General features: G+C 35.4%; 14 protein-coding genes and 2 pseudogenes. 10 read left to right on the top strand and 6 right to left on the bottom strand.

Annotation, left to right across the window (positions count from 1 at the left end):
* Together CER18_RS08980 and CER18_RS08985 are read right to left on the bottom strand one after the other, a co-directional pair.
* Nucleotides 1-190, bottom strand: a pseudogene (locus CER18_RS08980) (hypothetical protein); the annotation flags it as partial.
* A 156-nt stretch (nt 191-346) separates the two neighbouring features.
* Nucleotides 347-964, bottom strand: a complete 618-nt coding sequence (locus tag CER18_RS08985; protein WP_100129656.1) for an XRE family transcriptional regulator — start codon at nt 962-964, stop codon at nt 347-349.
* A gap of 109 nt (nt 965-1,073) precedes the next feature.
* On the opposite strand from CER18_RS08985, the gene CER18_RS08990 reads away from it, so the two are divergent.
* From CER18_RS08990 to CER18_RS09010, 5 genes are all read left to right on the top strand, one after another.
* The gene (locus tag CER18_RS08990; RefSeq protein WP_100129657.1) at nt 1,074-1,319 is read left to right on the top strand and encodes a helix-turn-helix transcriptional regulator; all 246 of its coding nucleotides are present in this window, start codon (nt 1,074-1,076) and stop codon (nt 1,317-1,319) included.
* A 52-nt stretch (nt 1,320-1,371) separates the two neighbouring features.
* Nucleotides 1,372-1,851 carry a crossover junction endodeoxyribonuclease RuvC gene (locus tag CER18_RS08995; protein WP_100129658.1) on the top strand — a complete coding sequence of 160 codons (480 nt, stop codon included), beginning with the start codon at nt 1,372-1,374 and terminating at the stop codon, nt 1,849-1,851.
* The gene (locus tag CER18_RS09000) at nt 1,841-2,953 is read left to right on the top strand and encodes a DUF1376 domain-containing protein (protein ID WP_100129659.1); all 1,113 of its coding nucleotides are present in this window, start codon (nt 1,841-1,843) and stop codon (nt 2,951-2,953) included. The genes CER18_RS08995 and CER18_RS09000 overlap by 11 nt, the downstream gene beginning before the upstream one ends.
* Complete coding sequence (locus CER18_RS10120) at nt 2,937-3,323, top strand: hypothetical protein (RefSeq protein WP_245410088.1); 387 nt, start codon at nt 2,937-2,939, stop codon at nt 3,321-3,323. The genes CER18_RS09000 and CER18_RS10120 overlap by 17 nt, the downstream gene beginning before the upstream one ends.
* A 179-nt stretch (nt 3,324-3,502) precedes the next feature.
* Nucleotides 3,503-3,964, top strand: a complete 462-nt coding sequence (locus CER18_RS09010) for a hypothetical protein (RefSeq protein ID WP_100129660.1) — start codon at nt 3,503-3,505, stop codon at nt 3,962-3,964.
* Between the two features lie 97 nt (nt 3,965-4,061).
* Here CER18_RS09010 and CER18_RS09015 read toward each other — a convergent pair whose 3' ends face one another.
* From CER18_RS09015 to CER18_RS09025, 3 genes are all read right to left on the bottom strand, one after another.
* Nucleotides 4,062-4,367, bottom strand: a complete 306-nt coding sequence (locus tag CER18_RS09015; protein ID WP_100129661.1) for a BrnA antitoxin family protein — start codon at nt 4,365-4,367, stop codon at nt 4,062-4,064.
* Between the two features lie 97 nt (nt 4,368-4,464).
* Nucleotides 4,465-4,788 (bottom strand): type II toxin-antitoxin system PemK/MazF family toxin, encoded by a 324-nt coding sequence (locus tag CER18_RS09020; protein WP_100129669.1) that lies wholly within the window; start codon nt 4,786-4,788, stop codon nt 4,465-4,467.
* Nucleotides 4,788-5,012, bottom strand: a complete 225-nt coding sequence (locus CER18_RS09025; protein ID WP_100129662.1) for an antitoxin MazE family protein — start codon at nt 5,010-5,012, stop codon at nt 4,788-4,790. Before CER18_RS09025 ends, CER18_RS09020 begins: the two co-directional genes overlap by 1 nt.
* A gap of 224 nt (nt 5,013-5,236) precedes the next feature.
* Between CER18_RS09025 and ssb the strand changes: the two genes are divergently transcribed.
* The 5 genes and pseudogenes from ssb to relB all read left to right on the top strand — a co-directional run bounded on the left by ssb (nt 5,237) and on the right by relB (nt 7,257).
* Nucleotides 5,237-5,683: a single-stranded DNA-binding protein gene (ssb, locus tag CER18_RS09030; protein WP_100129663.1), complete on the top strand. Its 447-nt coding sequence runs from the start codon at nt 5,237-5,239 to the stop codon at nt 5,681-5,683.
* 53 nt (nt 5,684-5,736) lie between these two features.
* The gene (locus CER18_RS09035; RefSeq protein ID WP_100129664.1) at nt 5,737-6,231 is read left to right on the top strand and encodes a hypothetical protein; all 495 of its coding nucleotides are present in this window, start codon (nt 5,737-5,739) and stop codon (nt 6,229-6,231) included.
* 95 nt (nt 6,232-6,326) lie between these two features.
* Nucleotides 6,327-6,584 carry an AbrB/MazE/SpoVT family DNA-binding domain-containing protein gene (locus tag CER18_RS09040; protein WP_100129665.1) on the top strand — a complete coding sequence of 86 codons (258 nt, stop codon included), beginning with the start codon at nt 6,327-6,329 and terminating at the stop codon, nt 6,582-6,584.
* The gene (locus CER18_RS09045; RefSeq protein WP_100129666.1) at nt 6,584-6,916 is read left to right on the top strand and encodes a type II toxin-antitoxin system PemK/MazF family toxin; all 333 of its coding nucleotides are present in this window, start codon (nt 6,584-6,586) and stop codon (nt 6,914-6,916) included. Before CER18_RS09040 ends, CER18_RS09045 begins: the two co-directional genes overlap by 1 nt.
* 113 nt (nt 6,917-7,029) lie before the next feature.
* Nucleotides 7,030-7,257, top strand: a pseudogene (gene relB / locus CER18_RS10770) (type II toxin-antitoxin system RelB family antitoxin).
* Nucleotides 7,258-7,520: 263 nt separating this feature from the next.
* On the opposite strand, the gene CER18_RS09055 reads toward relB, so the two are convergent.
* A complete protein-coding gene (locus CER18_RS09055; RefSeq protein ID WP_100129667.1) occupies nt 7,521-8,537 on the bottom strand; it encodes a hypothetical protein in 1,017 nt (338 codons plus the stop codon).
* Nucleotides 8,538-10,481 lie beyond the last annotated feature (1,944 nt).

A 10,481-nucleotide genomic window follows, 5' to 3' on the forward strand; every position in this document is an offset into this window, starting at 1 on the left:
TATCTTCAGAGATATCTTCACAACTCTTCTCAGAAGGATTGATGCGAAAGATTTGGATTGCATCATCTACCTCATCAACAATGCTTAAAACTTGGCTTGCATCAAGTGGTCCAGACTCTGCAATGTATTGCTCTTTATCGTAAGCAACTAATAAGATTTCATTGGAATTTATAAGAATTGGCTTTTCCATAATTTCCCCTCCCTAACGCCTCTTGACGATTGTTTGTGTTAATTTATAATATATTTATATAACTATAATTATAAATTAGCAAGCAAAAAATTATAAAAAATTATTATAACATCTTGTAAAATAAGAAGAGAAAAGTACTTTTTAATATGGCAATAATTAGCGATAAGATCGAATCATTTTACTGTAAGAATCCGTTGGCAAGATAGCAAAGATTTCCCCAATCCATGCAATTTTAACATTTTTAATGGGGAGTGCATTCCAAGAAAGCAAATCTATCTCACCATTCATTCCTCTGCTAATCTGCTTTATATATCTTTTATTATCATGTGTGAGAATAACGGCTTCTTTGCCAAAGAAGGATTCTATTGTTTTGATTTGGCGCCGTCTTACAATAACCATATCTCCATCTTTATAAGCTGGAAGCATAGAGTCCCCTTTAACTTCAAAAGCAACCATATCATCAGGTAAAGCAAAAGGAATTTCTACTTGTTCAAGACCATCTTCTGGGATTTGTTCAAAGCTTGGATCTATCTGCGTTCCTGCTCCGATATAGCCCATAAGAGGAACAAAAGTTGTTAAGTGATTATCTCCTGTTAGTTCTTTATATAATTTTAAAATAGCATCCCGATTAGAACCGCGCGGATCAGAATCTTTTAACCACTTAGACACTGAAGCTTGCGTTACATTTAGCCGTTTGGCCACATCTTCTTGCGTTAAGTTAAACTCAGTCAAAATCTTTTTTAATGTGCTTATGATATTAGATTTATTACTCATACTTCTGCTTACCTTATTTTTTTATCGTTGATAAAGATAAATTTCCTTGACTTCATATAACTATAATTATACGATTAAATTAAGACAAAGCTATAATTGGAGCTTTTAAATGGATCAACGAGAAGATTTTAAAAATTTGACTAAGTCAATACGGGTCAAATTTAATTGGACACAATCAGAAATGGCTAAAATGCTTGGTGTAACTCAAGCCGCTGTTTGCAAGTGGGAAAAAAGAGGATCTATCTCCGTAATAAATTATCTCAAGCTGCAAAAGTTGAAAGATGGTTCTAGCTCTATGTCTGCTTTTATTACTGCCCCTACGGATGATAACGAGCACCAGCAGCACAATTTTTAAAAGCTTAATCACACACGCTCTGTCATAGCACACATATAAGCTGGGGGGGATTATGATCACTAATGCACAAACTATTCTTTGTCTTGATCTAGGCACCAAGACTGGCTGGGCTATATGCGGTGCTGATGGTTTTATCACAAGCGATACAGAAGATTTTCAATCACGCCGTTTTGAAGGAGGTGGTATGCGTTATTTACGCTTTAAGAAATGGCTTACTGAACTAAAGAGGTCTGTTGATGAAATTGATGCGGTGTATTTCGAAGAGGTACGTCGGCATGTGGGTACAGACGCTTCTCATGTTTATGGGGGCTTTCTAGCAACATTAACAGCTTGGTGTGAACATCATCAGATACCGTATGAAGGCATTCCCGTTGGTACGATTAAGAAAGCGACGACAGGAAAAGGAAATGCTTCAAAAGAAGAAATGATTAAGGCAATGCGTGCAAAAGGTCACGCGCCTTGTGATGACAATGAAGCAGATGCTTTGGCAATTTTATATTTAAAGAAAGAAGGGGGTATGCATGTCCAGTAAAATACCATGGACAAGGCTTTTTGCTGATAAATGGATTCTTGATCTCACTTGTTTGTCTTCTATTGAAGGCAATATATACATGAGATTACGGTTGCAAATGCTTCACACAGGTGAACCTCTTTTAAATAACATTAAGGTTTGGGCTAATTATACTGGCTATTCAGTAAAGGCATTTGTCAAAGCATTAGATGTTTTACAGAGTACGGGTCATATTATTCGTTTAGCAGACGGTCGTTTATGGAATCTAGATGTTGAAGCGGAATTAAGTGATAGCGCCGGAAAATCAGAAGCAGCATCAAAAGCTGTTAGTGCTAGATGGAAAAAATCTAAAGAAAAAGACGTAAAGCATAATACGGAATCTATACAAGCTAAATACGAAGGCGATACGGAAACGATACCATATAACATTAACAATAACATATATAATAAAAAAACTAAAACTATCGTTTTAGCAAAAAAAGAAATTGGTTCTGAAAATTTAGAAACAACCGATTTGGTTCACGAGCCAATTGAGGTTCATGATCTCGAGAGCCAAGCAGAGCAAATCGAAACGGGTGTAGAAAACCAATCTCCCATTCACGAGCAGACAAGCGTTCTCAAAAAAGCCAAGCAGTCAAAAGCTAATCGGGGTTGTCGATTGCCTGCGGATTTCGAACCCGATTACGATTTTGCAATCGAAGAGGGGTTGCCTCCACAGCGTGTCAAAGTCGAAATCGCAAAGTTTCGAGATTACTGGCGTTCAAAAGCTGGAGCAAATGCAACAAAAACAGATTGGCAAGCAACGTGGCGTAACTGGGTGCGCAAGGCTATCGAGGATTTAGAAAAAACAAAAAACACGAACAAAAATGGTGGAAACAATGGAAACTTTTCAAAAAATCAAAGAACTTGTGGTGGTACCGGAGAGGCAATCCGTAACCTTATCGGTGCAACACAGCTTAGTGATGCCTCTACAAAACGCCATGCAACAGATGGCAGAATATGTAACACTGGAGTACCCTTGGACCTTGATCCGTGGCATGAAATTGACACCAGCACTAGAGGAACAAGCTTTAGAAGCTTATCAGACAGTCCAAAACTTACTTTCCTTGAAAGCGTCTGTTGAGGATATTGCAGAGGCTCTTGATGTGCTTGAAAGCGGTTTGACAATGCAAAAAGTTTCAAATCCAGAGGCACGTGCAAAGGCTTATATCACAGCTCTTAATGGCATCTCACTCTGGTCTTTGTTGCAAGCTGTTAAAAATCTTGTCCGTGGAGAAGCCAAAGGCATGTCAACAACCTTTGTTCCCTCTTGTGCTGATCTTGCGCAGTATTGTCGCACTTTAGAAAGCGGGCTTTGGGGAGTTACTAAGAGAGTTTTTATCGCTGTTGAAAATACGCGCAACAAGGCATTAGGAGGTAAACCCATCTCATTCATGAGAATAGGCAAGCCTAGTGAAGAGTGTCATGACAGTAGCAGTTTCAAAGCAGCCTAAAAACAGCAAAATAGTGAAAAGTGCTGATGGTTTTGTGATTAGATATGCGTTTAAATCGTCAAAAAGGTACCATACAGAGCGAATTAAAGATTTTATGATGAAAAACATATGTAATATAAAACGCTCTGTACGGTCAAATTTGAGATAAATAAACCCATAGGTAAAGTTAGGATTAAAACATGCCCATTTTAAAACATTTATCCTTAATAAACCGTAAGCAGCCCATGCACAAAAAGTTTGTTGCAACAGCTGTTGGTTATGTTCCATGGGGAGATGGAGCAGCAGAGTATTTTTACAACCTCTACAAATATGAAGATGGTACAAGAGAGTACGAGGAATTCGATGGTGGTCAATATTACAAAACACCAAAGAATGCGGATTTCAGTACCAAGGCGCAAGTGAAAGCATGGCTATATGGCGGCAACTTACCAAAAAGCGTTTTGAATTATGAAGCGTTGATAAAGGAGTTAAATGCGAAAATCAAAAAACGTACAAAAGATGATCAGTTGATTTGTGAGATAACGAATGATGGTGAGAGAGGTTACCCATTATCGAGTGAAGAGATAGACAGAGAGCTAGAAAAAGCACTGGATATTCAATTGAGTAGATACAAAAGAAGAAAACAAAATACAAAACATTAATCAAAGAAGCAAAACAGATTTTAGCAAGACCAATTGTAAAAGCGGCTTAGTTTTTTAATATAACTCTCTAATCCTTGCTTTTTAGAGGAGGGAGAGGTCAACGCATTGAACGAAGCATAGCATCACGTAAAATGGCGTTAATCCGCGTCTGGTAGCCTTTTCCTTGACTCTTAAGCCATGCTAATACGTCTGAATCCACACGCACTGTTGTGACAGTTTTCGTTGGTTTATAGAATGGATTACGAACAGCATTTTTCCAGAATGCATCATCTAATGTTGGAATATCACTATGATCAATTGCACTGTCCGGCATTGCCGCTAGTTCATCAATTTCAACCCTTTGTTTATCCGTCAAAGGCGATAAATGACCTACGTCAATCTCATAACGAAATTTCTTCTTCATAACGTTTCCTCTCTTTCAAGTTGGCGCGCCGCGCTGAAATAATATCGAACACTTTGGCGCTTACCCCGATAGCAAAACAATAACATGAGGAGCTCATTTATTTTACTATTCCCAAAAATACAGCTAAACAGCGTTCAATTTCTACCATTTTATCTGCATGAATGGAGCCAAAAGCTGGGCTAATTTTTTCACATCTTACCGTCATAATCTTATCAATCATGACTTGAGAAGTTTTTTGTAAACCATTTTTGCTGTCTGGTTGGAGAGTAATGCGAAGTAATGGCGCATCAACAAGTGTGCTGGTAATGGGTAAAACCGTTACGCTTGTATGTTCACTAAATTGATTGGCTTGAATGATTAACGCAGGTCTTGGTTTACCAAAATCGCCTTGCATAGCTATTGTGACGAGAGATCCACGCATCATTCTGTCCAGCCATCAATATCCATTAAAGATTGATCCATTAACAACTGCATAGATATATCTGTTTTATCCATTTTTGCGACTAAGCGACATTGGCGTCGGCACTCTTCTGCAAAGTTTGGTTGACGAGTATCTGGTACCCAAATTTGCATTAAACGCAAACCTGCTTTTCTTTGTGCGTTGCGATGTTTTTGAACGCGTTCATTAACGTGCATTGTAGCCATAACAAAATCTCCATTATGTTTCATGTAACGTATAACATAGAAAAAAGTTACATGAAACAAAATTTTGAATAAATTCGTAAAATTCAATTTTTTATTCCGAAGGCTCTAAAACATAATGTTATATGTTAATAATCAATAATATATTATTGAAATAATTGAAAAAACAATAAAATTATGCTAGGATTTTTTACATATTTAAATACGAACTTAAGGGAACAAAAAACATGTTGAATAAAGTAATGTTAATTGGCTATTTAGGGGATGATCCAGAAAGCAAAACGATGTCTTCTGGAGCAGAAATAGCCAATTTTCGGTTGGCAACTTCTGAAAGCTATACCGATAAAAAAACCAATCAAAAAGTAGAGAAAACCGAATGGCATTCCGTAGTGGTTTTTAATCCGCATTTGGCAAAAATAGCACTTCAGTATCTCAGTAAAGGTTCGAAGGTTTACATAGAAGGCAAATTACAAACCCGTAAATGGCAAGATAAAAATGGTCATGATCGTTACACAACAGAGATTGTCTTGTCACAATATAAAGGCGAGTTGCATTTGCTTGATGCAAAGAAAGAGCAATCTACGTCCTCTTCGTCTGTCACTTCTCAAAGTTATGCTATTGCTTCAGGTGCTGATGATTATGGCATATCTGCTCATGACAGCATGCCATTTTGATTAAAAAATAGAGCAAAAATAAGAATGTGGATTTCCACAGATACGGGGGATGTATGAGAAAGAAAGATGCCTACATTTCACAAGTGAAAGTACGTCAAGATCCTGTTAATCAATTGGCAATTGAAATACGTGCCAAACGCTTTGGTTTGACTATTGAAGAGGCTAAAAATCCGCTTGCGGGGTCTTATGTTGGGCGGCTATGTTTGCAAGGCGTGCTTACTCAAGATCAGTATGATGCTGCGCAAAAATATCTTGAAGTGAGAAATGACTATTCGTGTGCAAAAGGTTTGCCAAGCGCTGTTTATGATGAAATGCCATCATCTTCTGATGACAAAGCAAGAGAAAAGTGGGTTGAACGTGCAACAGAACAGTTTTGTAACATGCAAGAGGTAATCAAAGAAACACAATGCCTCTATAAACAGTATAATCTTTATGCAGCTATACAATATCTTGTTAGTGAAGATCAAATATTACCACATCTTGTAAATTCATTGCAGATTGCTCTGAATGCGCTTCATAAATATTTTGATGAAAAAAATAAATGGTAGATGTTTATTGTTCTTTTTCCATAAAAGCGTGAAAAGCTCTTGAAGAATATGCATTAGAATGTTATATTTTTATATAATATTAAAGGGAGTGTTTTATGCACACAACAAAATTACGTAAAGTTGGAGGGTCTATTATGCTCTCTATACCGCCGGCGCTGCTTGATGTTCTTCATCTTACTGAAAACACGCAAGTGGGTTTGGCTATTGATAATGGACAATTGGTTGTAAAGCCACAGTCACTCCCTAGCTATACTCTTGAAGAATTGTTAGCGCAATGTAATCCTTCGGATGATTTTGCGGATGATGATATGGAATGGTTTGATACTAAACCTGTTGGTAAAGAGCTGTTGTGATGAAGCGAGGCGAAATTTGGCTTGTATCTCTTGATCCATCTTCGGGTTATGAACAAAAAGGAACGCGTCCTGTATTAATTGTATCACCGGAAGCGTTTAATTGTGTCACGAAAACACCTATTGTCTTGCCTATTACAAGCGGAGGAAATTTTGCAAGAACAGCAGGCTTTGCTGTTTCATTAATGGGAGTGGGATTACATACAACAGGTGTGATACGTTGTGATCAACCACGTGCTCTCGATATAGCAGCGCGTCAGGGAAAGAGAATGGAAGCAGTTCCCCCCATGATTATGAACGAAGTCCTTGCTAAACTAGCAACATTTCTTACGTAACTTCTTGCGGCATTTATTATAATGTTGCCAAAGTAAGCGATATGACGTGAAACGTTTTTCTGTACAATTCGTTGTATTTGTATTACAATGAACACAAAGATGAGGATTGCGTTATGACGATATCTATTCGATTGCCAAATGATCTCGAAACGCGTTTGAATAATTTAGCTGCTAAGACAGGACGTACAAAGTCTTTTTATTTACGCGAGATTATTGAATGTGGAATAGAGGAAGCAGGGGATTATTATTTAGCGTCATAAGTAAGAGAGCGTGTTCGAAGGGGAGAGGGTACTTTTTATAGCTCTGAAGAGGTGAGGAAAGAGCTTGGCTTGGACGATTAGATATGAAAAACTAAGAAAAAATTTGCATAAATGTTTTTTAGAAAAATTTACAATTGCTTAGATATCATAACAGATACTGTATCAAGTGTCCGTAAGATCTGTCGAAATTAAAATATTTATTTTTAAAAATCGCCTCTCGCATTTGAATATTAAACTGTCTGCTTTCTTCGTTGGAAGCCTCTTTCAATGTTTTCATTTTTTCAGCACTGAAGATTATATTTAGCTTCTCTTGTCCTATAAGTGTATTCCAATAGCTTAACCTATCATAGCATTGATTTAATTCTTTCTATTGCTCCTAGTTGATAAGCTCTCTCAAATGTTGGAATATCTTCAGAATTTTGTAGATTATCTTTTTCTTTATACTCATTTAGTCGCCATTTCACCTCGTCGGCAGAGCAATCCTCATCTAAAGCAATATATCCTTCTGTAACAGCTTCAAGAAGACTCTTATAATAAATAAACTTTTTTCTTGCTGCTTTATAAATATCGGAAATGTTATTTAACAACACTAGAAGTTCCTTTTTACAAATTAAAAGGGATTCGTACTTAGGGACCAGATGGTATGGGAATTCTAGTATCTCTTCTATCTCTTCATATTCTGTATTTTTAGATATATTACGCCAGTAGATTTCCATAGATGTTAGCTCTTTATATACTCCTTTAGATTTGTCTTCTTGTTGTTGTTCATACAGAGACGCGATCATATCATCAACTACATATAGCCACCAATGCAACAACAACATTGTAGGCTTATGACATGTTTTTTCTGTAAGTGGATCTATGAACTTTTCAACAACTATCCCATTTTTTTTCATTAATCGCATTGCTTTTAGATAAGTTTTCTTAAAAATAGGGTGGGTGTGCATCATTAAAGCGTTGATTTTTTCGTTGTACTCAGGAGTAAGCTCTGTTTCTAGAGCTTTCTCATAGAGAAACAATATTTCTTTATATTCTTGAGTACAGATATCTTTTATGATGGGATGGTGGTGTTTACAATCTTCATCTATCATCATTGGATGTTTTATTCTTAGTATATCCCTTTCCCACAGCCTAATTTCTGTATTCCATTGCTTAATCCATTTTCGCGATATTTCTTGAGCCTTCTTTAAAAGACTTATATCCGATTTCGTAATTTGTTCTTTGTATACTTCTATTTCTCGATCTTTCTGTTCCTGAAGTAACTCGAATTGTTCTTCATAGTCATTCATTCTTAAATAGCCCCTAAAAGACAGCAAAGTTGCTATTATTAATATTCCTCCTATGACTATGATTATTTCCATTATTCCCCCCACTTTTTGCTAATCAATAATTTAGTGCTTCTGTATAATTGATTCGTTTAGAAGATACAATTATGAGTGGTTGGTTGTTAAAGACACTAGATTTAGGTGAAAAAATAAAAAATACACAATATCGTGATTTTTTTGTTGACATGGTGTGAATAATAGTGTTTTATGGCGCTGCTGTACTGGTCGAATTGCGTCTAAAATTACAGCAGAGAATTTCTCATTAACTCCTTTTGTTCAATTGACATGATGATTTAGAGCCCTGCGTTTTGCGGGGTTTTTTGTTATTTGGAGAAAGTATTTTATGACAGCGAAAAATACAAAGCAGGCTCCACAATCCAAAAAAATGCCACCAAAGGCGGGGCAAGGGCGGGTTAAAGGCGTTCCAAATAAGAATACACATTATAAATAAAAACACAATAAAGTCAATATGTTGATTGCAATTATTTTATATGAATCCACTTAAGAATCCATCTTTTTATGCATGTTTAAATTGACCATTTTTTACATAGGATTGCCATGTATGAACAGACCATAAAAAGCAAATCATGGTGCAAATATTATAACGCATGTAAACGTTCAAATGAAATGAAAAGCAGCTATCATTCATAACAGTTTATAAATCTTATGATACGTTTTTATCACAGCAGAAATCGCATTGTTTAAAATTTAGTCGTTTGGAACTATCGATAACATATGTTTAAAGATTACTTCTTATTTTAAAGATTGGATTGTTAATCACATAAAACTAAAATTATTGCTTCCCAAAATTGGGAAGCAATAATCTATATCTCTTATAGCAATATTTTATTACCTATTAGAGGGTGGTCGTTTGAAACTATCGTAAGCTTATAGGTTTAATTCATAAAGATTGCACAAAAGGATTAAGGACAAGATCGCTTTTAAACGCTTTCTAAAAATTTAGAAAACGATAGGCAGGCATTATACAGACCCTATCATCACAATAAATATGAAATTCAAAATGTTATCTCTTATGATGCGAAAACTTTTTAATGAATAATGTATGGTTAAGTTTTGAAGAACAGAACTATATTCGCTTCCATAAAAAAATGGAGGCGCATAATGCCATAGAAGTAGAATACTATATACCTTAGACATGGTATAAAAAACGTTTTAAAAGTTATCGTTTTAAAATATGAAACCAAATGAGATCTCCTCAAATTTGAGGGCATCTATTTTAGACAAAGATAAGCAAGTAAAATTCAAAACCGTTGTAACATCATAAGGCATGGAATTTTTCTAATTTTTTAGATAAGAGCTACTCTGTTTAAAGAATGCTCTATTTTAAAGTTAACGTCTCCAAAATTGGATTGGTTGATTTTGCTAACCAAATATAGAGCGATTAATTTGCAAAGAAGTTTAGTTTTAGAACAAAGTGAAAAGACACTTATGCAAGCCTTTCTAAATGAATGTTTAACGTTTGAAAAGTATCATGAGATTTTTATAAGAAACGTTTGAAACGGATGTTTTATAAGCAATGATAAGCTTATTATTTTTTCATTTTCTTAAGAGCATTTTCTCTTTTGAGTAAACCTAGGCTTATAGATTTAATAACAGAGCAAATTTAAAGGCTTTACATTTGTAAAAAAACACTGCTTTTGTCTTATGAGAGATTGTTTTGAGAACCAATGCTCGTAAATGTAAAAAACGAGTTTTGTTAAAGCTAACAAGCGTTTTGATTTTAGACAATGCGTTATTTGAAATTCACTCAACTCAATTTTGAGCTTAGTGTTTTAAAATGTTTTAAAGAAGCATCTTGATTATGGGCTTTGTTTTAAATGCATCTCTTTAAGATAAAGACATTCTCATTCAAAAGAGTGATTAAAGATCATATGCATAATTTACGTTCCTTTTGATAAGTTTTCATATTTTTAATAGAGCACTTGTAATATGATACATTTTGTATATACGCATTCATTA

The sequence above is a fragment of the Bartonella tribocorum genome, assembly GCF_002777915.1.
Lineage (GTDB): Bacteria > Pseudomonadota > Alphaproteobacteria > Rhizobiales > Rhizobiaceae > Bartonella > Bartonella tribocorum_A.

What these genes read in the sequence shown, in the direction of transcription:
- CER18_RS08985 (WP_100129656.1), bottom strand. Translation starts at nt 964, where the DNA reads ATGAGTAATAAATCTAATATCATAAGCACATTAAAAAAGATTTTGACT.
- CER18_RS08990 (WP_100129657.1), top strand. Translation starts at nt 1,074, where the DNA reads ATGGATCAACGAGAAGATTTTAAAAATTTGACTAAGTCAATACGGGTC.
- CER18_RS08995 (WP_100129658.1), top strand. Translation starts at nt 1,372, where the DNA reads ATGATCACTAATGCACAAACTATTCTTTGTCTTGATCTAGGCACCAAG.
- CER18_RS09000 (WP_100129659.1), top strand. Translation starts at nt 1,841, where the DNA reads ATGTCCAGTAAAATACCATGGACAAGGCTTTTTGCTGATAAATGGATT.
- CER18_RS09010 (WP_100129660.1), top strand. Translation starts at nt 3,503, where the DNA reads ATGCCCATTTTAAAACATTTATCCTTAATAAACCGTAAGCAGCCCATG.
- CER18_RS09015 (WP_100129661.1), bottom strand. Translation starts at nt 4,367, where the DNA reads ATGAAGAAGAAATTTCGTTATGAGATTGACGTAGGTCATTTATCGCCT.
- CER18_RS09020 (WP_100129669.1), bottom strand. Translation starts at nt 4,788, where the DNA reads ATGCGTGGATCTCTCGTCACAATAGCTATGCAAGGCGATTTTGGTAAA.
- CER18_RS09025 (WP_100129662.1), bottom strand. Translation starts at nt 5,012, where the DNA reads ATGGCTACAATGCACGTTAATGAACGCGTTCAAAAACATCGCAACGCA.
- ssb (WP_100129663.1), top strand. Translation starts at nt 5,237, where the DNA reads ATGTTGAATAAAGTAATGTTAATTGGCTATTTAGGGGATGATCCAGAA.
- CER18_RS09035 (WP_100129664.1), top strand. Translation starts at nt 5,737, where the DNA reads ATGAGAAAGAAAGATGCCTACATTTCACAAGTGAAAGTACGTCAAGAT.
- CER18_RS09040 (WP_100129665.1), top strand. Translation starts at nt 6,327, where the DNA reads ATGCACACAACAAAATTACGTAAAGTTGGAGGGTCTATTATGCTCTCT.
- CER18_RS09045 (WP_100129666.1), top strand. Translation starts at nt 6,584, where the DNA reads ATGAAGCGAGGCGAAATTTGGCTTGTATCTCTTGATCCATCTTCGGGT.
- CER18_RS09055 (WP_100129667.1), bottom strand. Translation starts at nt 8,537, where the DNA reads ATGGAAATAATCATAGTCATAGGAGGAATATTAATAATAGCAACTTTG.